We start from the raw sequence: 19,197 nt of genomic DNA, 5'->3' as shown, positions 1-19,197 counted from the left end.
CAACAAGGTGCGATTGTTCGCCAAGGCCACACGCGCCGACGCGGTGGGGATCCTGCTGGCTCTGCACTACAACTGGCCGGAACTGGCCTTGATCCTGCTCGATAACAAGATGGCCACGGCCTTCTTCATCGTCATGCGCGACCTGCATGAGGAGGTGGGGCCGCGACTGGGCAGCGTACCGCCGGCTCTCCTGGTCAGCGCTTTTCGGTCCTTGGGCGACGAAATCCGCAAGCTCTTCGCGCGGCAGGACGCCAGCGCCGAGGACTATATCTCGCGCGCCATCGCCAAGAGTTACGAGGCGCCGGATCCGCAGGACGAAGGTTCGTCCTGAGATCCGGCCTCCGTCTTGGCGGCGCTCGCCCGGCCGCCGCGCTTTTCGGTCTATTCGGGTGGCGCGGGCGGTGGCGAGGCCGGCTTTTCGGGCGGGTCGCGGCGGATCCAGGTCAAGGGCAGGACGCCGTCCTCGGTGGCCATCAGCCGCGCATTGATCGGCTCGGGCCAGGCGGGGTCATCGAGCTTGACGTTGAGCAGCGCGCCGCTGGTGTCGGCCGCGCGCCAGGCCGCGCCGACCTCGGCCTCGCCCACGAAGACCAGGTAGTCGGGGCCTTTGGCGAAGGTCCGGGTCGGCGGCGCGAGGCGCACGGTGGCGTCAAGGCTGAGGCTGGCCAGGCGGCCGGTGAAGCCGTCGCCGTCGCGACGGAAGTGACCAAGGATCGACATGGGGTGTCTCCGGCCCGCCGGCGCTGGGGCGCGCCGAAGGCGGCGGCCCGATCGCCGGTGGAGGGAAACCGGTGGATCGAGCCGCCGCTGGCCGGCCGCCGGGGGGAGCGGCAAGGCCGGCGCGGCGACCTTGGGCCGGGACGCCTGGCGGGCGGTTGAGGGCGTCTGTCCAAGGTGGCCAGGACGTTGTCAGGCGCCCAAAGCGATCCCTCAATGGCCTGCGGCCGGTCCGAAGTCAGAGACAACCCGTGGAAACAAAACGGCGGCCCTGCCAGGCGCGACCTTGCGGCCGGACCGCCTGTCGACCTCGAAATCAGTGCGATCGCGCGGCGGCGCCCGCCCCGCCGGATGGCGGAACGGGCGCTTGGCGGCCTATTCGGTTTCGGTCGCCGGCTTGGCCTTCTTGTCGTCGGGACGCGACCAGACCAGGCTGTGGACGCCGTCGATCACGACCAGGGCGGCGTTCATCTCCTCGGTGAAGCTGGGGTCGTCCAGGGTGACCGACAGATAGTCCTTGTTGTCCCTGGAGACCTTCTTCCAGGCCGCGCCGAACTCGGCGGCGCCCGAATAGACCCGGAAGTCGGGGCCCTTGGGGCTAGTCTTGTCGACCGGGCGGAATTGCACCGTCCGAACGTTGAGGCTCAAGCTGCGGATGGACCCCGAGAAGGTCCCGTTGGCGTTGGCCGTGAAGGTGCCGATGATAGCCATGTCGTCTCTCCGATCTGAACCGAGCCGCGCCGATCGCGGCCTCGATGGCGATCTTGAGACCGGGCCCAGGCCCGCCCCGCAGCGCGCCGAAGACCTGTCGCCCGGCGAGCCCGCAGCCTTGGCGAAGGACCAAAGAGCACGGGTTTGTTGCCTCGCGAGGAATGGGCGCTCGCGCCCAGGGGAAGAAACCTGGACTCGCGGTTGCGGTGGCGGRACGGGTCCCGGTCAGATCAGGCCAGAAGAGGACGCGGTCGACGCGCTCGTTTCAGATCACCGGAGAGATGACCTGTTTGTCGTCGGCCCCCTTCGCGGACAAGGCCAACCCAACCTTCTCGGGGGCCATTCGCAGCTTGAGCCTCAACCTCGCGACGGTGCGCCCGCCCGGTCGACAAGGCCTGCCCCAAGGGCTTCGGCTTGCGCGTCCATTCCGGCGCCGCGGTCTTCGGCGCGGCCGGGAACGAAGATCGCCAGGGACAGTCAGGATACCTGCCGGACATCCGTGGCGGCGCCAACATCAGTCGCGAGATGAAAGCCGCCCCTGTCGTGATCGACGGCGTTCACGGCCTGGTCTGGCCCCGTCCCGACGACAAGACGGCCAAGCCGGCGACCAAAGCCGAATAGTCCGCCAAGGGCCCGCTCCGCCATCCGGCGGGGCGGGCGCCGCCGCGCGATCGCGCCGGTTTCGAGGTCGAAGACCGTCTGGTTTCAAGCCGGCCAGCCGACCGCAATCCCAGCCGGGCCAGGGCAGAGGCGCAAAGCGCGCTCAGACCTCCTCTTCCCAATCTGGCACCGTCAGCGGCGGCACGATGAAAGCGGCGGCCGCGAAGTGCTCGCGCAGGCGCGTCATCGTACCCAAAACCTCGACCGTCGCCTTGTCGACGAGGACGCGGTCGTCCTCGTCAGCGATGAAGCAGGCCGGCTCGCCCTGGCCAGTAAACACCACCCGCTCGGCGCTCCAGGATCCTGGATAGGATCCCGACCAGCGCGCGAACGGTACGCCGTGCGCGACGCACCAGGCTTCCAGTTCGTCAAATTGCCCGCCGGTCACTTCGCGGGCGACGAGCCGCAGCGGCTGGCCCTGAAGCAGATCCTGCGCCCTGAACCAGGGGCCATCCCAGTCGGTTGACAGACCTTCGTCGGCGATGAGACCGGCCATTTCGACAAAGGTCTCGCGATCAAGCGCGCCGCCCAGGGTGATCGTCGCGGAACAGCGATCGGACATTACGGCCTCCTGTTGGGAAGGGAGGCGCCGCCGCCGGGCGGACGCCTCGCCGGTTGGGTCAATATTCTTCGGGCAGCAGCAGGGTCAGCACGCGTCGGGTCACCGCCGGATCCGAAGGATCGGGCGACCCGGCCACCAGGTTCTGGTCGTAATAGTCGATCTTCCAGAACACCCGCCGGCCCTGGATGACCAGCGAGCCAAAATCGCGCTCGCCATAGGGGTCATCGTCCGGGTCGAAACGGTCATAGGCCATCACCGCAGCCATAGCCTCGGCGACGAAAAGCCGACCAAGGTTGGCCAGACCGCTGGTGAAGTACCAGCCAAGCCCCGGCGTGCGCCGCAGGGCGTCGTTCAACTCGGCGATCCGAGCGCTTCTGGTGTCGTCCATTGATCCCTCTCCTTGGGGCTGGGGTGCAGGCGCAAGGCGCGCCTGAACCCCTGCCCGTCGGCGAGACCGGGGGTGCAAACGGAGGGGCGGCTTCGCGGGGACCCGGCTGCAGGGCCTCGGCTGGACACGAAAGACCAGCTGTCTGTTCCAGGCCCGAAGCTGGGCGGAAGCCGATCCGAAGTGCGCTGGGGGCGGAGCCCCAAGCCACGCGGGCTCCAGCCCGCCAACAAGAATGAAGCCTGTACAGGAGCCCGCGCATGCGCGTGGCGGGAGGCGGCGTCGAGCGATCGGCGGCGGCCCAAAGCCGCCCGGAGGCGTCGCGCCCGAGGGAGCGGCGAAAGCCGCAGGACCGAGCGTGACCGCTGACCGCTCTCTGCTTCAGGCGAAGCCGTGGAGCGCAAGCGAGCGGCGCAGCCCCCCGTGGTCGCGCGGGACGCTTGCGATCCTGCCGTTTCGTTGTCTTTCGCGCTGTGGGGTACATGACGGCGGCGAACGCCTTGCCCTTGCGGACCCAAATCTGAAACTCACCGCATCACGCGGAGCTTCCGGCATGCGACAGCTCGACCTCACCGCCCAAGATCAACATCAGGCGACGGATCGCCTCGCCTATCGGGTCAAGGAGGCCGCCGAAAGCCTGGCGATCAGCCGCAGCCRCTTCTACGAGTTGGTCGCGGCCGGCGAAATCCGCGTGTTGAAGGACGGATCACGCACGCTGGTGCGCCGGAGCGAACTGGTGGCCTATCTCGATCGCCTGGAAGAGGCTGGCGACGCGCTCAATCGGCGAGCGCGCCGGCGCTCGCCCAGTCGTTCATGAGGGCGTGACGCTTGGCGAACATGTCGCCGCGTCGGTAGGCGGCTTCGACCTTGTTGGCGACCTTGTGCGCCAGGGCCATCTCGATCATTTCGCCGGGATAGTTGGTGGTCTCGTGAGCCCAATCGCTGAAGGTGCTTCGGAAGCCATGGGTCGTCAGGTCGCTGCGCTTTAGGCCCTTGAGGACCTTGAGCAGGCTCATGTTGCTCAAGCCCTTGCCCGCCCGCAGGCCAAAGAACACCGGGCCGGTGGGCTCGGCCGGCTGCTCCGGCGCGCCCCTGCCCCGCCAGCGCCTGGCGTCGACCTCGAGCCACCGCACGTGCATGGCCTCGAGGATGGCGATCGCCGGCGCGCTGAGCGGAACGCGGTGATCCCGTTCGGCCTTCATGCGCTCGGCGGGGATGGTCCACACCTTCTTGACCAGGTCGATCTCGCTCCAGACCGCGCCGACGACCTCGCTGGTGCGCGCGACCGTCAGGATCGCAAATTCCAGCGCCCGCGCGGCCACGCCTTGGACCTTGGCCAGCCGTTTCATGAAGTCGGGGAGTTCCGGATACGGCAAGGCGGCATGGTGCTGAACCTTCGCCACCTTGGCCTTGGCCGGCAGGATCTTGTCCAGATGGCCTTTCCAGCGGGCGGGATTGTCGCCTGCGCGGTGGCCATAGACCGTGGCCCAATCGAGCACATTCTCGATCCGGCCGCGCACGCGGCTGGCCGTTTCGGTCTTGGACTGCCAGATGGGCTCGAGCACGGCCAGGACGTGGCGCGTTTCCACCTCGCCGACTGGCAGCTTGCCGATGCGCGGCGTGGCGTAGGTCGTCAGCGTGCTCTTCCACTGCTTGACGTGCTTTTCATTTCGCCAGGCGGCCTTGTTGGCCTCGATATAGGCGTCCACGGCATCGTCGAAGGTGACGCCGCTGCCCTGCTCGAGCTTTTGGTCGGCCTCGGCCTTGCGACGCTCCTCGATCGGATCAAGGCCTTGGATGCGAAGCTGGCGCGCGTCCCTGGCCGCGGCGCGCGCCTGGGCGAGCGAAACGGTATGGGCTGGCCCCAGGCCCATTTGCCGCTGGCGCCCCGGGACCCTGTAGCGAAAAATCCACGAGCGCCCGCCGTCCCCCATGATCTGGAGGTACAGACCGCCGCCATCGGCATGGAGTCCCGGCGCGTCGAGTCGCCGGACCTGAAGGGCGTTCAGACGTTCAAGAAGCCGGGCCACTACCCACACTCCTACCCACTCACCTGACGTCGACTGTGCTGGATCTGACTGGACGCGTCCAAACACGATTTCGCGATTTTCCCTTGTAGAACAAGGAATTTAGCGGACCCGCATGGACGCTGACGGACACGTATGGATGGGGTGGTGGCGGAGACGGAGGGATTCGAACCCTCGATACCCTTTTGGGGTATGCCGCTTTAGCAAAGCGGTGCCTTCAGCCTCTCGGCCACGTCTCCTCCTGAGAGGGAGCGGTTCGATAGCGTGTTCGCTTCGACATGACAACGGCGGATGTCGGAAATTCCAGTGTTAACGTGACGCTCAGACGGCGACGCTAACTTGAACATGGTTTTCTCAACGTCGAGCGCCATGCGTCCCCTGACTCAACCCGCCGTCAATGCCGAATCCGCTTCGGCCTTCGTCGCCCCGACGGACGCCTCTCCGCGCGCCGCCGGTAGCGGAGGCGGCGGCGATCCTGGACGTGCGCGGCGCGGGCCCTTCCGCCCGGGCCAGTTGGTGCCGTCTCGAGCCAGGCTGGAAGCCCGGCTGCTGGCCCGCACCTTCCGCGCCGTCGACATTCTGGTCGCGGTCGGGATCGTGGCAGGTGTCACGGTCGAAGGACATCCGGCGGCCGCAGGCCTGTGGGCCCTCACCGTGCTGGTCGCCCTCCGCGCCCTGGGCGCCTACGCCTTCCCCCGCAAGCAGACCCTGCCGCGCCACCTGGCGCGCGCGGCTCTGGCCTCGGGCGCGGGCCTGCTGGTCGCCTCGGCGGTCGTCCTGACCTCCGGCAAGACCGATCTTCCGACCTTCTGGACCCTGTTGAGCGCCACCGGCGCCTTGGTCGCCCTGCACGCGATCTGGTGGACGGTGATCGCGCGCGGCCGTCAGCAGGGCAGCCTGACCCCGAACATCGTCGTGGTCGGCGCCACGGCCAACGCCGAGCGCCTGATCGACGCGGCCATGCGCACGGGCGAGGTCAATGTCCTCGGCGTGTTCGACGACCGACTGGACCGCGCGCCCGAGAACATCATGGGCGTGCCGGTGCTGGGCGATACGAACGCCCTGCTCGACCATCGCATCATGCCCTATGTCGACCGCGTGGTGATCGCCGTCGCCTCGACCGCCCAGGGCCGGGTCCGGCAGCTGGTCGACAAGCTGGGCGTGCTGCCCAATCCGCTGAACCTCTTCATCGATGTCGGCGGCCCGGCCGATGACGACGCGGCCCTGGCGCGCATCGCCGGCGGCGGCGAGAACGAATTGTCGGGGACCGCCGTCAGCGCACGCCACGCCTGGGTCAAGCGCGCGCAGGACTTGGTGGTCACGATCCTAGGCCTGATGGTCGCCGGCCCGGTCATGCTGATCGTCGCCCTGGCCGTGAAGCTGGACAGCCCCGGACCGATCTTCTTCCGCCAGCGTCGCCACGGCTTCAACAACGAGGAGATCCTCGTCTGGAAGTTCCGGTCGATGCGCCACGAGATGGCCGACCCCAGCGCCGCGCGACAGATCAGCGCCAACGACGACCGCGTCACCAAGGTCGGCAAGTTCATTCGCAAGACCAGCCTCGACGAGTTGCCGCAGCTGTTCAACGTGCTGCGCGGCGAAATGTCGATCGTCGGTCCCCGTCCCCATGCCATCGGCATGAAGACCGGCGGCGTCGAGTCGGCCAAGCTGGTCGCCGAATACGCCCACCGTCACCGCATGAAGCCTGGCCTGACCGGCTGGGCCGCCATCAAGGGCTCGCGCGGTCCGGTCGACACTCCCGAAAGCGTCCGCCTGCGCGTGGCCCTGGACGTCGAATATATCGAACGCCAGTCTTTCTGGCTGGACCTCTATGTCATCGCCATGACCATCCCCTGCCTGTTGGGGGATCGGTCGGCGGTGCGCTAGGCGGCCGGCAATGTTCTGGCGCGGAGTCCTCGGCTATCTGCCGGTCAATATCGTTCAGGGCGTGGTGGGCCTGCTCACCATCGTCCTGTTCACGCGCGTGCTGGCGCCTACACAGTACGGCGTCTATGCCCTGGCCTTCTCGGTCGGCAGCCTGACCCAGACCTGCCTCCTGACCTGGACCGAGGCCGCCATGGCCCGCTTTCTGGCCACGCGCACCGAGGATGGCCGTCTGGCCGACCATTTCGCCACCCTCTATCGCCTGTGGATTGGCGCGGCGTTGGCGGTTCCGGTCGCCTGCGCCGTCGTCGCGTTTTTGCCGCTGAACCCGCCCTTGAAGGTCGCCGTGATCGCGGCATTGGCCTCCACCCTGGTCAACAGCCTGATGAAGCTGGCCCAGGAGCGTCGTCGCGCGGCCGGTGAGGTTTCGGGCGCGGCGCTGCTGAGCATGGCCCAGACCGCCGGCGGCTTCCTGGTCGGCCTGGCCCTGGCCTTCGCCGGTCTGGGCGGCGCGGCGCCGGTGCTGGGCGTCGGCGCCATCTCGGCCCTGTGCGTGGCGATAGTGCTGCCAGGTGAGCTGAAATCGATGACTGGCGGCCGCTTCGACAAGGCGCTGGCCAAGGCCTATGCGGCCTATGGCCTGCCCGTCTCGATGTCGCTGATCCTGGCCCTGGTGTTGGCCAGCACCGATCGCCTGCTGTTGGGGGCCTTCCTCGACGAGGCCACGGTCGGCGTCTATCACGCCGGCTATTCGCTCGGCAGCCGCACCCTGGATGTCGTCTTCATCTGGCTAGGCATGGCCGGTGCGCCCGCCCTGATTTCGGCCCTGGAAAGGGGCGGCCAGCCCGCCTTGACCGAGGCCGCCCGGGAGCAGGCCGGCTTCATGACCCTGCTGACCTTGCCCGCAGCCGTCGGCTTGGCGTTGGTCGCACGTCCGTTGGCCGACCTGATGGTCGGCGAGGGCCTGCGCGCCGGCGCCAGCCACGTCACCCCCTGGATCGCCGCCAGCGGCTGGCTCTCCGGCGTGACGACCTATTACCTGTTGCAGGCCTTCACCCTGGCTCGCCGCACGCCGCTGCTGATCGCCAGCATGAGCGCGCCGGCGATCGCCAACGTGATCCTCAACCTCGTCCTGATCCCGCGCCTCGGGCTGGACGGCGCTCTGTGGGCCACGACGCTCAGCTATGGCCTCGGCGCCGTCGCCGCCTGGGCGCTGGGTCGTCGCGCCTGTCGCCTGCCCATTCCCTGGGACGTGCTGGCCAAGGCCGGCGGCGCCAGCCTGGCGATGGCCATCTGCGTCTCGTTCCTGCCCTCGCCCGGCGGCGTGCTGGAGCTGGCCCTGAAGGCTGGCGTCGGCGCCGCCGTCTATGGCGCGCTGGTCCTCGGCCTCGACGTCGGCGGTCTGCGGGGCAAGCTTTCAATGATCCTTCGCCGGAGGGCTCACGCCCTATGACCGCGCCCATCACCGAAATCCGCATCGAGAACGCCGCCTGGGCCCAGGCCCAGCCGCGCCTGTCGGTCTTGATCCCGACCTTCCGCGACGACCCCGTCGCCCTGCTCAAGGCCCTGGACGATCCCAGCGCGGGGGCCGAGGTCGTGGTGCTGGACGACGGCGGCGGCGACGACGCCCTGGCCGAGCGTATCGCGCGCCGCGTGGAGAAGCTGCGCGTCCCGGTTCGGTTCGTGCGCCTGTCGAGCAACGAGGGGCGCGCCAAAGGCCGCAACCGTCTGGCCAGCCACGCGCGCGGCGGGCACTTCCTGTTCCTGGATAGCGACATGCTGCCCGACACGCCGGACTTCCTGTCGCGCTGGGCCGCCGTGGCCGCTAGCGACGCTCCGGTGGCCTTCGGCGGCTTCACCCTCGATCAGACCCCTCCGCGCCCCGAACACGCCCTGCATCGCGCCATGGCGCTGAAAAGCGACTGCACGCCCGCCCCCGAACGCGCCAAGTCGCCCGAGAAGCACGTCTTCACCTCGAACCTGCTGGTCCGCCGCGACGTCTTCGAGACCATCGGCTTCGACGAGGGCTTCTCCGGCTGGGGCTGGGAGGACGTCGAGTGGGCGATGCGGGTCGTGCGGCTTCACCCGATCCAGCACATCGACAACACCGCCACCCACCTGGGCCTGGACCCCGCCCCGGCCATGGCCGCCAAGTACGAGCAGTCCGCGGCCAATTTCGCCCGCGTGGTGGCGGCTCACCGCGACATCGTCAGCGCCTATCCCAGCTACAAGGTCGCCAAGGCCCTGAAGCCGTTCCCCCTGCGCCACGTCTGGCGACCGCTGCTGAAGCGGGTCGCCTTGGCCGAAGCCGCGCCCGTTTCCCTTCGCGCGTTCGCCATGCGGCTGTATCGCGCCGCGCTCTATATCGAGGCCGTCTGATGCAGGTCGAATTCGAGAAGGTCGACGCCTATGAGCCCGACCGCACCCTGAAGGGCAAGCTGCGCCGGCGGTTGATCCGCCTGGCGCACCGGCGGCCGGCCCAGGTGGCGCTGGAGCGGCCGATGGTCTCGTTCAGCTTCGACGACGCCCCGGCGACGGCCTGCGAGGCGGGGGCCAAGGCTCTGGAAGCCCGGGGCCTGCGCGGCGCCTACTATTTCGCCGCCGGCCTGGCGGGTCGCGACGGCCCGATGGGACGCTTCGCCACTGGCGATGACGCCCGCCGCCTGCACGAGGCTGGACACGAGATCGCCTGCCACACCTTCTCGCACCTCGACTGCGGTCAGTCCTCGCGCGCCACGACCCTCGCCGATGTCGACCGCAACGCCGAAAGCCTCGCGGCCTGGGGCGTGGGCGAGCCGGTCAACTTCGCCTATCCCTATGGCGACGTGGGCGGCCCCGCGAAGACGGCGCTGGCCGGCCGCTTCAAGGTCCTGCGCGCCTTGCACCACGGCCTGATCACGAGCGGCGCCGACCTCAACCAGGCGCCGGCCGTCGGGATCGAAGGCGAGGATGGCGAGGCCGTGGCCAGGGACTGGCTCGACAAGGCCAAGGCTCGCAAGGCCTGGCTGATCCTCTACACCCACGACGTGGCCGACCAGCCGTCGCAATGGGGCTGCACGACGGGCGCCCTGGAGCGGCTGATCGATCGGGCGGTGGCGGAAGGCTTCGATGTCGTGACGGTGGCCGAGGGCGCCAGGCGGATCGGGCTTTAGCCCTCGTCCTGCGCCTGGTCCGAGAAGGCCAGCTTGGCGGCCAGGGCGACGAAAATGGCCCAGCGGAAGTCGTTATAGACCACCGCGATGCTCTCGGTCAGGCTGACCAGGCTGTAGACGACCAGGAACGGGAACGCCAGCAAGGCCCCCCGGCTGCGGAACACCGCCACGATCGCCAGCGCCATGGTCTGGAAGTAGAACAATCCCCAGGCGCACAGTCCGACCATACCGATGCCCAGCCACTGCTCGATCCACGAGTTGTGGGCGTGCTGGGGGGTGAACTTGGCGTCATGGACGATCCAGGCCAGCGGCCCCCAGCCCGACTTGTCGCTCCACACGGCGGCGTAGCCGTAGCCCAGCCAGGGCCGCTCCTCGATCTGGCGCATGGCGGCGGCCCAGATCTGGGTCCGGCCGGTGAAGGTCGCATCCTTGCCCAGCAGGTGGAAGAAGACGTCTGAGGCCAGGATGATGAAGGCCGCCAGCAGGCCCGCGCCGCTGATCCCGGCCCAGGTGGCCGCCACGCCGATGGCGGGCCCGCGTTGTACGATCCAGACGAAGCCCAGGGCCGCCAGACCCAGCACCAGCGAGGCCAGTGAGGTCTTCGACTGCGACATGATCACCAGACCGAAGGCCAGGAACGCCAGCGGCAGCCACAGCTTGGCGCGGCTGGGCGTGAACAGCGACGCCGCGCCCAGAACGCAGATGGCCATGGCCATCAGGCCGCCCAAGGCGTTCTTCTCCATCCAGAGTCCTCGCCACGCGCCGGGGAACAGCTCGGTCATCACCCCGATCGAGGGCGTGGCGATGCAGACGGCGTAGCTGCCGACGATCAGGACGCTGAAGACGATGGCGAACACGTTGGCCAGCTCCGCCCACCGGAACCGCGACGCCAGAGCCAAGCCGGAGATCGTCGTACAGCCCACGGCGAAGCCGCGGCGGATCGAGACGTCGGGCTGGATCGACCAGAAGATCGAGGCGGCCACGATCCCCATCAGAACGATGAGGAACGGCTGGCGGAGGGTGGCCCGAACCAGCGCCCACGGCTTGCCGATGATCAGCAGGAACGCCAAAGCGTAGGCGGGCAGGAAGGCGACGCGCAGAATGCCCGAGGCCGACTCGTCGCTCTTCTCGCCGAATAGCGGCAGCTGCCAGCCGGAGCTGTAGATCAACAGCATGACCACCGCCACGCCGATGGTCAGCAGCGAGGGCTGGAGAGCCCGGGGCTCCCCTTCCCTCGTGGGCTGCCACGTCACGGCAGGATCGCTTTCAAGAAGGCGGGCGTCTGCACCGAGACCTTGTTGAAGAACAGCCCCGCGCACCGGCCGCCGGCGGCCGTCAGGGCGTCCCGCAGCATGGCCGGCTGGCGCACGTCCGGCTGATCGGCGGAGACCACCAGCACGGTCTGGTCCATGTGCTGGGCGACTGTCGGCCCCGCCTGCGAGCGGTCGACGGAGGGGCTGTCGACGACGATGACCTCGGCGTGCTTGCGCAGGGCCCGCCAGTAGTCCGCCGAGGGGATGACGTGGGCCTGCTGGCGGCCGCGCAAAGCTTCGCGATTGAAGCGGGCGACCCACAGCCGCGGCCCGCCGACGCTGTGGCCGACCAGGTATTTGGCGTCCGGCCAGACCCCGCCCTCGGCGCGCGGCGCGGGCGGCTGGACGGTGAAGAAGGCCGAGCCGTCGGGCGAGGCCGCGACCGGCGGCCCCAATGGGCCGAAACGATTGGGATCGGCCGACAGTTCGCGAAACTGGCTGGGGCTGCCGARGTCGAGATCGATCAGCCAGGTCTTGCGGCCGGCGCGGCGCGAGGCGAAGCGCGCGAACTCGCGGGCGACCGTCGAGGTCCCCTCGCCCCGGCGCGCCGAAACGAACTGGATGACATGCGGACGACCGGCCGGGGGTGTCCCCAGCGCGCTCCACAACTCCGTCATCTCGACGTTCAAATCCACCATTTACCGAATCGCCGCGCGCTCAGGACTTCGGAACTTGCGACATTAACCCTGTCGGCGAAAGGCGACGAAAGCGCTCACCGCTTGACCCCCGCCGTGGCCAGCACGGGCATGCCCAGGGTGCGCGAGGCCGAGGCCGGCGTCTGCAGGCCCGGACGCAGGAACATGCGAACCAAGCCGACGCACAGAGCCGTGAAGGCAGCGAACAGGATCGACAGCGCCAGGATCGGCTTCTTCAAGCTCTTGCCGGTCGACGGCGCCACGGCGCGCTGGACGATGCGGATGTTGTCGCTGCTCTCGGCCGACATCTGCCGCTGGGCCTCGTCCTGCTGTTCCTTGACCGTAAAGTCGCGGACGTTCGAGGACAGCACGTCGCGGTCGCGCGTCAGCTCGTTGAACTGCGGCTCCAGTTGCGCCAGGCGCAGCAGGCGCGTGTTCACGTCGGTCACCTGCTGGGCGTAGGCAGCCTGCGACTGCTGCAAAGCCGCGACCTCGGCCCGCAGGTCGTTACGGGTGGTGGCCAGGGTCTGCCAAATGGGGTTCGGACCGCTGCGCCGCGCGCCCTCGCCCGCCGTGCGACCGGCGGCCAGGCCGGCCTCCAGCTGAGCGATCTGGGCGTTGATGTCCTGCACGGGCCCCGCATTAGGCGTGTAGCGCGCCAGCAGGCCTTCGCGGTCCAGCTTCAGCTGGGCCAGCTTGGTCGAGGCGGACATGTCGGTGTCGCGATAGAGCACGGTCTCGTTTGGCGTCCTCGCCAGCTCGGTTTCGACGACCGACAGGCGGCCCATGCGGTCCTGCAGCTGGGCGTCCACCGCGTACTTCTGCTGCTCGACCTGGGCCTGCAATTGGGTCAGGGCGGTCTTCTGGGCGGTGAAGTCGCCGATGTCGTTGGTGACCAGGAACGACTGATAGGCCGTGTCGGCCTCGCCCAGCTTCTGCGCGAAGATGTCGCGCTGGCGTCCCAGCACCTGATTGTCGCCGCCGATCAGCAGCGAGCGACGATAGATCAGATATTCCTCGAGCAGGGTGTTCAGCACCTTCTCGGCCATTTCCGGATCCTGGTGCTGGAAGCCCAGACGGATGATCGAATTGTCGGGCGCGGTCTCGATCTTCAGGCTCTTGCCAATCGAGTCACGGCCCTCGGCGATCAGCTTGCGCTTTCCCTCGGGCGTGGCGCCGGCGTATTTCGCCGCGTACTTCGGGAACACCTTGGCGAAGCCGATCTTGCGGATCACCCGCTCGCGCAGCTCGCCGCTGCCCAGGATCTCGGCTTCCGACTGGATGACTTCGTCGGTATTGGGCACCGCGCCGCGACCGGCGTCGCCGGCCCGAGGCTCGTAGACATATTCCTGACCCAGGCGGATGAAGAGGCTGGATTCAGCCGTGTAGCTCTTCTTCAGCGTCATCGAGAACGCGAAGCCCAGCGCCACGATGACCAGGAAGACGCCCAGCATCAGGAAGCGCTCGCGCCACAGCAGGGTGACGAAGTCGGTCGGGGCGTATTTCGGACGCGCGCCGCCGCTGCTCGCCGCCATGCGAGGCGGAGAGTCGTGCGGCACGCTGGTCCAGGCGCTCGTCGACATACGAATCCAGGCGGTTCAATCTGTCACGCACCGTGGCGCGACCGCCCTTAAGGCTTCGTTACCCATTCCTGTTAAGACTTGTCGCATGCAAAGCCGCACGCACTTCCTGACGGCCTTGGCCGTGGTCCTGGTGGCCGGCGGAGTCTCCGCCTGTGGCCATATCGACGCCGAACCGATCACGCCGGGCCCCAGGCCTACCGCGAACTTCTCTAATATCGGTTACGCCGACTGGAGCGACGACGAGCCGTCGTATCGCTTCTATCCGGGCGACGAGGTCGAGGTGACGGTGCCGTCGGCGCCCGAACTCAGCAAGACCGTGACGGTGCAGCCTGACGGGCGGATCACCCTGCCCCTGGCCACGCCCGTGATGGCGGCCGATCGCACGATCGACGACCTGCAAGGCTCGATCAGCCAGGCCTATTCCGGCACGCTGCTGCGGCCGCATGTCCAGGTCTCGGTGAAGTCCACGACCCCGCTCAAGGTCTTCGTCGGCGGCGAGGTCAAGAACCCCGGCGTCTTCGACATGGCCGGCGACGGCGACGCCCTGCGGGCCGTCATCCAGGCCGGCGGCTTCACCAACGGCGCCAAGCGCAATCAGGTTGTGATCATTCGTCGCGGCCCCGACGGGCGGGCGATGATGCGGACGGCCAACCTTCTACAGGGTCTGACCAGTCCAGGCGGCGCGGACCTCGTGCCCCTACGCCGCTTCGACGTCGTCTACGTGCCGCGCAGCGGCGTGTCCGAGACGGGTCTCTTCATGCAGCAGTACTTCCGTGACCTGCTGCCGATCAGCTTCAGCTACGCGATCAACGGCAACATCCGCTAGGGACGCGGTCGGGCGACGGCAGGCTGAACCCTGGGACCGGGTTCAGCCGTGGGCGAGCCATTCGCGAGCCTGGCGCTGAGCCTCGGCGACCTCGTCGCTGGCCATCTCTTGCGACAGCTCCTTGCGGTAGACCTTGGCTTCGACCGAACCGCGCATGGCGGCCAGGTTGAACAGCATGTGGGCCGACACGTAGTCCAGCGGCGCGCCGCCCTGACCGGTCGAATACAGCAGGCCCATGCGGAACAGTTCGTCCCCGGTGGATTCGGTGGTCGGCAGCGGCAGCATGGCGACGACGGCCGGCGGTTCGTTCATCAACATCATGGCTCATCTCCTCTCTCTCAAGCTCGCCCCGGCGTTTTGCCGGATCAGAGCCTGAGAGCAGAAAAGTCCAGAGCCACTGAAGATATAGTTAAATGCGCGCACATCATGAATGCCGCACTTAGTATACTGGTTATTTAAAGTGATTACTGCGCGTAAACGCAAGTATACAGCGCGTTAACGCGCCCTCTGGCCAAAAAGGACTCTCCGAGCCTCTTCCGCAGCCTTTCCAGACGCTTGCAGGCCGCCGGACCGCAATTCCGCGCCGAGTTTGAACCCCTTCTGAACCGCCTCGCGAGCRCCGACGCGCTCGAACCAGCTCCTCAGATTGGGGAACTCGTCCAGAATGATGCCCTGGTTTTTCCACGGAACAACCCACGGCCAGCTCATGAAGTCGGCGATGGACAATCGGTCGCAGATGAAATCACGGCCTTCCAGGCGCTTGTCGAGCACGCCGTAGAGGCGATGCGTCTCGTTGGTGTAGCGAATGGCGCCGTAGGCGATCTGGCGCTGGTCGGCGATGATCGCCGGGGCATACTGCCGGAAATGGTGGGTCTGGCCGGCCATCGGCCCCAAGCCCCCCATCTGCCACATGACCCACTGGTCGATCTCGACCCGGTCCCGCTCGGTCTCGCCATAGAACTGACCGGTCTTGCGGCCGAGATATTGCAGGATCGCTCCAGACTCGAAGATCGAGATCGGCTGGCCGTCGGGTCCCTCGGGATCGACGATGGCCGGCATGCGGTTGTTGGGACTGATGGCCAGGAATTCCGGCTTGAACTGCTCGCCGGTCCCGATGTTCACCGGGATCATCTCATAGGGCAGGCCCATTTCCTCCAGGGCGATGGAGACCTTCCAGCCATTCGGCGTGGGCCAGTAGTGCAGCTCGATCGGACGGCTCATCGGCGCTTCCCTCCCGCAATCGTGGTTGTTCCAGAACATGGTCCCGACGCTTCGTCGCGCCAAGGGTGGCGCCGGAAAATCCCTAACAGCGCCATTCAGCCCCGGTTCAGCCGAGGACGCTCATCTTGCGTTTCAAGGTCGAGGGAAATTTCTAGGCGGCGCTTCGACGTAGTCGCCCGACCATAGGAGAAGACGAGATGAAACGTCTGCTGCTGACCATCGCCGCCGTGGCCGCCGTCGCCGGGCCGATGGCCGTGACGGCGACCGACGCCGCCGCCCAGGACCGTGGCCGCTGGGATCACCGCGACCGTGACTGGGATCGCGGTCGGGACCATGATCGCGGCGGGGACTATGACCGGGGCCGAGGCTACGACCGTGACCGCGGCCACTGGGACAACGGCCGTCACAACGGCTGGGACCGCGGCGATCGCTGGGATCACGGCCGTCACAACGGCTATTATTACAACAATCGCTGGTCCTACGGCCCGCCGCCGGCCGCTTATTATGGCCGCCCGGGCTTCCGCCCTGGCTACACGTCCTGGCGGCGCGGCGCTTATTTGCCGGGTTACTATCGCGGTCACGGCTATGTGGTGAACGATTACTATCGCTACGACCTGCGCCCGCCGCCCCGCGGCTACTATTGGTACCGCACCGGCAATGACTATGTCCTGGCCGCCATCGCGACCGGCCTGATCTTCGACGTCATCGCCAATAACTAGACCTGAACTGGCTTTGCCAGTGTGAGACGGCGTCCTGGGCTTTGCCTGGGGCGCCGTTTTGCGGCCATCAGCGCCGCAACCTCGCCGCGTATTGGGCCTAAGCGCCCGATTGCGAAGCTATTTCGAACGCATTGCGGGGTCAGCGTTCGCCTCGCGTCACACTCCGACGCGACAGCAACATGGTCCTGACCCGATGAAGACCCTGCGCCTCACCACCGCCGCGCTCACTCTGGCCGCCGCCGCCTATGCGGGCTCGGCCCTGGCCCAGACGACGGCGCCGCAGACGACCCCGGCCGATCCGTCCTCGATGTCGTCGCCCGCTCCGGCCACGACCACGACCCCGCCGGCCTCGGACCCGACGACCCAGACCGCCCCGCCCGCCTCCGAGACCGCTGCTCCGGCCGATAGCGCCGGCACGCCGACCTCGGCCACGGCGCCGGCCACGGAGGAGAAGACCACGGCCGACGAAAAGACGGACAAGAAGCACAAGAAGCACAAGAAGCCGGCCGAAGAGTCGTCGACCTCTCCGACCCAGCCTCAATAAAAAAGTTCGCATCAACGAAGAAGGGCCCGTGGCTTCCGCCGCGGGCCCTCGTCGTTTGTCGATCTGATCGACGCTATTCGACGCCGAGCTTCTTGCGGAGCAGGTCGTTGACCGTGCCGGGATTGGCCTTACCGCCGGTCGCCTTCATCACCTGACCGACGAACCAGCCCAGGGCCTGCGGCTTGTCCTTCACGGCCTCGGCCTTGTCGGGGTTGCCGGCGATCAGGTCGTCGATGGCCTTCTCGATCGCGCCGGTGTCGTTGATCTGCACCAGGCCGCGCTTTTCGACGATCTCGGACGGACGGCCCTCGCCGGCCCACATGTGCTCGAAGACCTCCTTGGCGATCTTCGACGAGATGGTGCCGTTCTCGATCAGCTCGACCAGCTGGGCGATGTCCGACGACGGCAGCGGCGAGGCGGCGATCTCGTGCCCCCCGGCCGACAGCTTCGACAGCAGCTCGTTGGTCACCCAGTTCGACACCAGCTTGGCGTCACGGCCTTTGGCGGCCGCCTCGAAATAGTCAGCGCGGTCGCTTTCGATGATCAGCACGCCGGCGTCGTAGGCCGACAGGCCGTACTGGCTTTGCAGGCGCGCCTTCTTGGCGTCCGGCAGCTCCGGCAGCGTCTCCTCGATCGACTTCACCCAGGCGGCGTCCAGGACCAGCGGCAGCAGGTCCGGATCGGGGAAGTAGCGGTAGTCGTGCGCCTCTTCCTTGCTCCGCATCGAGCGGGTCTCGCCCTTGGTCGGGTCGAACAGGCGGGTCTCCTGGTCGATCTTGCCGCCGTCCTCCAGGATCTCGATCTGGCGACGAGCCTCGTACTCGATGGCCTGCTGGATGTAGCGGTAGCTGTTGACGTTCTTGATCTCGCAGCGCGTGCCCAGATGGCTGAAGCTGCCGGTCTCGCGGAACTTCTCGTAGGCGCCGGGGCGGCAGACCGAGACGTTGACGTCGGCGCGCAGGTTGCCCTTCTCCATGTCGCCGTCGCAGGTGCCCAGATAGACCAGGATCGTCCGCAGCTTCTTGACGTAGGCGGCCGCCTCTTCCGAGGTGCGCATGTCGGGCTTCGAGACGATCTCCATCAGCGCCGTGCCGGCCCGGTTCAGGTCGACATAGGTCGCGTTCGGATCCTGATCGTGCAGCGACTTGCCGGCGTCCTGCTCCAGGTGCAGACGCTCGATGCGCACGTCGAAGGTCGTGCCGTCGTCGCGCTCGACGGTGACGATGCCTTCGCCGACGATCGGCTGGTCGAACTGGCTGATCTGATAGCCCTGCGGCAGGTCGGGATAGAAGTAGTTCTTGCGGTCGAAGCGGCTCTTCAGATTGATCTGAGCCTTCAGGCCCAGGCCCGTCTTCACGGCCTGCTCGACGCAGAACCCGTTCAGGACCGGCAGCATGCCCGGCATGGCGGCGTCCACCAGGCTGACCTGCTCGTTCGGTCCCGCGCCGAAACCGACGGCGGCGCCGGAGAACAGCTTGGACTTGCTGGCCACCTGAGCGTGGATCTCGAGGCCCAGAACGATTTCCCAGGGGCCGGTGCGGCCTTGGATCACTTTGGAATCTTGCGTCATGGCCGTCTCTCTACATCAAGCAGGCTAGGCCGGAAAAGCTTCGGATGCGTCTGGCGGGTCATCTCTCGCCACCGATCGCCAGCACGGCTGCGAAGTCCTTTTCAAGCAAGCAGGACCGTTCGGTCCTATTCTGCAGAATAAGGCGACACTTCGTCAAAACCCGCACCATTGCGAGGCAAGGGAACCGCTCAGTTATCGCGCCGTTCATTTCCCCGAACAGCTCACCTCGGAGGTAGAAATGACCACCGCCCGCCCTACGCTAAATTTCGACGCCCCGGAACCGGTCACGACGACTGATCCCAATGCTTCGGCTCTGTTTCCGACCCAGCCGGTCTATGCTCGCACACCGAAAAAGAAGGCGTCCAATAACCTGCCGCTTCTGGTCGGCGCCCCGGTCCTGGCCATTGTCGCCGGCGGCCTGATCTGGGCCATGAGCGCCAATCGCGCCGAAGCCCCGACGGATCCGCAGTCGCTGAAGGTCGCCGCCGCGGAGACCCCCGCGCCGGCCACCACGCCCGTTCCGGCCAATGTCGCCGCGACGCCGTCGCCGATCCCGCAGCCGACCGAGATCGCCGCCAACGAGCCGGCCCCGCCGCCGGCCGCCCGCTCGACCCCGCCGCGCGCCGCCGCTCCGGCTCGCCCCGCCGCCCGCCGCGCCGCCCCGGTCCGTGAAAGCGCGCCGGACGCC

General features: G+C 67.6%; 21 protein-coding genes, 1 tRNA gene and 1 pseudogene. 11 read left to right on the top strand and 12 right to left on the bottom strand.

The features are described 5' to 3' along the window. Positions 1-331, top strand: a 331-nt coding sequence (locus tag AC1DSO_RS21690) for a hypothetical protein (protein WP_477070779.1), incomplete at its 5' end; no start/stop codon positions are given. A 50-nt stretch (positions 332-381) separates the two neighbouring features. Here AC1DSO_RS21690 and AC1DSO_RS21685 read toward each other — a convergent pair. Together AC1DSO_RS21685 and AC1DSO_RS21680 are read right to left on the bottom strand one after the other, a co-directional pair. Beyond that, positions 382-720, bottom strand: coding sequence for a DUF736 domain-containing protein (locus tag AC1DSO_RS21685; RefSeq protein ID WP_310083122.1), 339 nt, complete (start codon positions 718-720; stop codon positions 382-384). A 372-nt stretch (positions 721-1,092) separates the two neighbouring features. Beyond that, complete coding sequence (locus AC1DSO_RS21680; protein WP_310083120.1) at positions 1,093-1,428, bottom strand: DUF736 domain-containing protein; 336 nt, start codon at positions 1,426-1,428, stop codon at positions 1,093-1,095. 414 nt (positions 1,429-1,842) lie between these two features. On the opposite strand from AC1DSO_RS21680, the gene AC1DSO_RS21675 reads away from it, so the two are divergent. Continuing rightward, on the top strand, positions 1,843-2,049 hold the full coding sequence (locus AC1DSO_RS21675) for a hypothetical protein (RefSeq protein WP_310083119.1): 207 nt from the start codon (positions 1,843-1,845) through the stop codon (positions 2,047-2,049). A gap of 142 nt (positions 2,050-2,191) precedes the next feature. On the opposite strand, the gene AC1DSO_RS21670 is transcribed toward AC1DSO_RS21675, so the two are convergent. Continuing rightward, the gene (locus tag AC1DSO_RS21670; RefSeq protein ID WP_477070778.1) at positions 2,192-2,650 is read right to left on the bottom strand and encodes a hypothetical protein; all 459 of its coding nucleotides are present in this window, start codon (positions 2,648-2,650) and stop codon (positions 2,192-2,194) included. 58 nt (positions 2,651-2,708) lie between these two features. Further along, positions 2,709-3,038: a DUF3768 domain-containing protein gene (locus AC1DSO_RS21665; protein ID WP_056760393.1), complete on the bottom strand. Its 330-nt coding sequence runs from the start codon at positions 3,036-3,038 to the stop codon at positions 2,709-2,711. A gap of 550 nt (positions 3,039-3,588) precedes the next feature. Between AC1DSO_RS21665 and AC1DSO_RS21660 the strand changes: the two genes are divergently transcribed. Next, positions 3,589-3,852 (top strand): helix-turn-helix domain-containing protein, encoded by a 264-nt coding sequence (locus AC1DSO_RS21660; RefSeq protein ID WP_477070777.1) that lies wholly within the window; start codon positions 3,589-3,591, stop codon positions 3,850-3,852. On the opposite strand, the gene AC1DSO_RS21655 is transcribed toward AC1DSO_RS21660, so the two are convergent. Next, entirely contained in the window at positions 3,812-5,065 is a 1,254-nt protein-coding gene (locus tag AC1DSO_RS21655; RefSeq protein ID WP_477070776.1) for a tyrosine-type recombinase/integrase, read from the bottom strand. The genes AC1DSO_RS21660 and AC1DSO_RS21655 overlap by 41 nt on opposite strands. Positions 5,066-5,210: 145 nt before the next feature. Beyond that, positions 5,211-5,301, bottom strand: a tRNA-Ser gene (locus AC1DSO_RS21650). A gap of 130 nt (positions 5,302-5,431) precedes the next feature. On the opposite strand from AC1DSO_RS21650, the gene hfsE reads away from it, so the two are divergent. Genes hfsE through hfsH form a run of 4 tightly spaced genes read left to right on the top strand, consistent with a single transcriptional unit; the run spans position 5,432 to position 10,098 of the window. Then, the gene (gene hfsE, locus AC1DSO_RS21645) at positions 5,432-6,949 is read left to right on the top strand and encodes a polysaccharide biosynthesis protein HfsE (RefSeq protein ID WP_477070775.1); all 1,518 of its coding nucleotides are present in this window, start codon (positions 5,432-5,434) and stop codon (positions 6,947-6,949) included. A 10-nt stretch (positions 6,950-6,959) separates the two neighbouring features. Beyond that, positions 6,960-8,399, top strand: coding sequence for a polysaccharide biosynthesis protein HfsF (gene hfsF / locus AC1DSO_RS21640; protein WP_477070774.1), 1,440 nt, complete (start codon positions 6,960-6,962; stop codon positions 8,397-8,399). Further along, positions 8,396-9,325, top strand: coding sequence for a polysaccharide biosynthesis protein HfsG (gene hfsG, locus AC1DSO_RS21635; RefSeq protein ID WP_477070773.1), 930 nt, complete (start codon positions 8,396-8,398; stop codon positions 9,323-9,325). Before hfsF ends, hfsG begins: the two co-directional genes overlap by 4 nt. After that, positions 9,325-10,098, top strand: a complete 774-nt coding sequence (hfsH, locus tag AC1DSO_RS21630) for an oligosaccharide deacetylase HfsH (RefSeq protein WP_477070772.1) — start codon at positions 9,325-9,327, stop codon at positions 10,096-10,098. Before hfsG ends, hfsH begins: the two co-directional genes overlap by 1 nt. Here hfsH and AC1DSO_RS21625 read toward each other — a convergent pair. The 3 genes and pseudogenes from AC1DSO_RS21625 to AC1DSO_RS21615 form a co-directional block, all read right to left on the bottom strand. Further along, on the bottom strand, positions 10,095-11,273 hold the full coding sequence (locus tag AC1DSO_RS21625) for an O-antigen ligase family protein (RefSeq protein WP_477070780.1): 1,179 nt from the start codon (positions 11,271-11,273) through the stop codon (positions 10,095-10,097). The genes hfsH and AC1DSO_RS21625 overlap by 4 nt on opposite strands. Positions 11,274-11,347: 74 nt before the next feature. Beyond that, a complete protein-coding gene (locus AC1DSO_RS21620; RefSeq protein ID WP_477070771.1) occupies positions 11,348-12,049 on the bottom strand; it encodes a P-loop NTPase family protein in 702 nt (233 codons plus the stop codon). A 42-nt stretch (positions 12,050-12,091) separates the two neighbouring features. Beyond that, a pseudogene (locus AC1DSO_RS21615) lies at positions 12,092-13,629 on the bottom strand (Wzz/FepE/Etk N-terminal domain-containing protein). A gap of 85 nt (positions 13,630-13,714) precedes the next feature. Here AC1DSO_RS21615 and AC1DSO_RS21610 point away from each other — a divergent pair. Continuing rightward, positions 13,715-14,455 carry a polysaccharide biosynthesis/export family protein gene (locus AC1DSO_RS21610; protein WP_477070770.1) on the top strand — a complete coding sequence of 247 codons (741 nt, stop codon included), beginning with the start codon at positions 13,715-13,717 and terminating at the stop codon, positions 14,453-14,455. A gap of 42 nt (positions 14,456-14,497) precedes the next feature. Here the strand turns inward: AC1DSO_RS21610 and AC1DSO_RS21605 are convergent, their stop codons facing one another. Beyond that, complete coding sequence (locus AC1DSO_RS21605; protein ID WP_047412896.1) at positions 14,498-14,776, bottom strand: SEL1-like repeat protein; 279 nt, start codon at positions 14,774-14,776, stop codon at positions 14,498-14,500. Positions 14,777-14,950: 174 nt separating this feature from the next. Next, the gene (locus tag AC1DSO_RS21600; RefSeq protein ID WP_477070769.1) at positions 14,951-15,676 is read right to left on the bottom strand and encodes a glutathione S-transferase N-terminal domain-containing protein; all 726 of its coding nucleotides are present in this window, start codon (positions 15,674-15,676) and stop codon (positions 14,951-14,953) included. A 197-nt stretch (positions 15,677-15,873) separates the two neighbouring features. Between AC1DSO_RS21600 and AC1DSO_RS21595 the strand changes: the two genes are divergently transcribed. After that, positions 15,874-16,395, top strand: a complete 522-nt coding sequence (locus AC1DSO_RS21595) for an RcnB family protein (protein WP_477070768.1) — start codon at positions 15,874-15,876, stop codon at positions 16,393-16,395. A gap of 193 nt (positions 16,396-16,588) precedes the next feature. Beyond that, on the top strand, positions 16,589-16,939 hold the full coding sequence (locus AC1DSO_RS21590) for a proteophosphoglycan 5 (RefSeq protein ID WP_477070767.1): 351 nt from the start codon (positions 16,589-16,591) through the stop codon (positions 16,937-16,939). A gap of 73 nt (positions 16,940-17,012) precedes the next feature. On the opposite strand, the gene gatB is transcribed toward AC1DSO_RS21590, so the two are convergent. After that, positions 17,013-18,509, bottom strand: coding sequence for an Asp-tRNA(Asn)/Glu-tRNA(Gln) amidotransferase subunit GatB (gene gatB / locus AC1DSO_RS21585; RefSeq protein ID WP_477070766.1), 1,497 nt, complete (start codon positions 18,507-18,509; stop codon positions 17,013-17,015). A gap of 238 nt (positions 18,510-18,747) precedes the next feature. Between gatB and AC1DSO_RS21580 the strand changes: the two genes are divergently transcribed. Next, the coding region (locus tag AC1DSO_RS21580; RefSeq protein WP_477070765.1) for a hypothetical protein at positions 18,748-19,197 on the top strand (450 nt) is incomplete at its 3' end.

It is taken from the genome of Caulobacter sp. P4_E5, assembly GCF_056401555.1.
This window is presented reverse-complemented; position numbering and strand designations above follow the sequence as displayed.

Bases quoted from the DNA above. Each gene is read 5' to 3' on its own strand.
- AC1DSO_RS21685 (WP_310083122.1), bottom strand. From the start codon at position 720: ATGTCGATCCTTGGTCACTTCCGTCGCGACGGCGACGGCTTCACCGGC.
- AC1DSO_RS21680 (WP_310083120.1), bottom strand. From the start codon at position 1,428: ATGGCTATCATCGGCACCTTCACGGCCAACGCCAACGGGACCTTCTCG.
- AC1DSO_RS21670 (WP_477070778.1), bottom strand. From the start codon at position 2,650: ATGTCCGATCGCTGTTCCGCGACGATCACCCTGGGCGGCGCGCTTGAT.
- AC1DSO_RS21665 (WP_056760393.1), bottom strand. From the start codon at position 3,038: ATGGACGACACCAGAAGCGCTCGGATCGCCGAGTTGAACGACGCCCTG.
- hfsE (WP_477070775.1), top strand. From the start codon at position 5,432: ATGCGTCCCCTGACTCAACCCGCCGTCAATGCCGAATCCGCTTCGGCC.
- hfsF (WP_477070774.1), top strand. From the start codon at position 6,960: ATGTTCTGGCGCGGAGTCCTCGGCTATCTGCCGGTCAATATCGTTCAG.
- hfsG (WP_477070773.1), top strand. From the start codon at position 8,396: ATGACCGCGCCCATCACCGAAATCCGCATCGAGAACGCCGCCTGGGCC.
- hfsH (WP_477070772.1), top strand. From the start codon at position 9,325: ATGCAGGTCGAATTCGAGAAGGTCGACGCCTATGAGCCCGACCGCACC.
- AC1DSO_RS21625 (WP_477070780.1), bottom strand. From the start codon at position 11,273: ATGCTGTTGATCTACAGCTCCGGCTGGCAGCTGCCGCTATTCGGCGAG.
- AC1DSO_RS21610 (WP_477070770.1), top strand. From the start codon at position 13,715: ATGCAAAGCCGCACGCACTTCCTGACGGCCTTGGCCGTGGTCCTGGTG.
- AC1DSO_RS21605 (WP_047412896.1), bottom strand. From the start codon at position 14,776: ATGATGTTGATGAACGAACCGCCGGCCGTCGTCGCCATGCTGCCGCTG.
- AC1DSO_RS21595 (WP_477070768.1), top strand. From the start codon at position 15,874: ATGAAACGTCTGCTGCTGACCATCGCCGCCGTGGCCGCCGTCGCCGGG.
- AC1DSO_RS21590 (WP_477070767.1), top strand. From the start codon at position 16,589: ATGAAGACCCTGCGCCTCACCACCGCCGCGCTCACTCTGGCCGCCGCC.
- gatB (WP_477070766.1), bottom strand. From the start codon at position 18,509: ATGACGCAAGATTCCAAAGTGATCCAAGGCCGCACCGGCCCCTGGGAA.